The following is a 351-nucleotide window of genomic DNA, read 5'->3' as shown; positions in this document are numbered from 1 at the left end:
ATGACTGGGGTGAAGTCGTAACAAGGTAACCGTAGGGGAACCTGCGGTTGGATCACCTCCTTACCTTAAAGAACCTGCCTTTGTAGTGCTCACACAGATTGTCTGATGAAAAACAGCAGTAAAACCTCTACAGGCTTGTAGCTCAGGTGGTTAGAGCGCACCCCTGATAAGGGTGAGGTCGGTGGTTCAAGTCCACTCAGGCCTACCAAATTTGCGAAGCAAATTTGAAGAGGTTGCAAACGATGGGGCTATAGCTCAGCTGGGAGAGCGCCTGCTTTGCACGCAGGAGGTCTGCGGTTCGATCCCGCATAGCTCCACCATCTTTACTGCGAACACAAGAAAACTTCAGAG

2 tRNA genes and 1 rRNA gene are annotated in these 351 nt (G+C 50.7%); all 3 read left to right on the top strand.

The features are described 5' to 3' along the window. A 16S ribosomal RNA gene (locus ACLH1I_RS26685) occupies window positions 1-63 on the top strand; the annotation flags it as partial. A gap of 68 nt (window positions 64-131) precedes the next feature. Next, window positions 132-208: transfer RNA gene (locus tag ACLH1I_RS26680), tRNA-Ile, on the top strand. Between the two features lie 36 nt (window positions 209-244). Then, window positions 245-320 (top strand) — tRNA-Ala (locus tag ACLH1I_RS26675). Window positions 321-351: the final 31 nt, after the last annotated feature.

The sequence above is a fragment of the Klebsiella sp. 1SOBk10mer genome (genome assembly GCF_046602535.1).
GTDB classification, from domain to species: Bacteria; Pseudomonadota; Gammaproteobacteria; order Enterobacterales; family Enterobacteriaceae; genus Klebsiella; species Klebsiella quasipneumoniae.
Note: the sequence above shows the minus strand (reverse complement) of the source record. Positions and strands in the feature narration are given on the sequence as shown.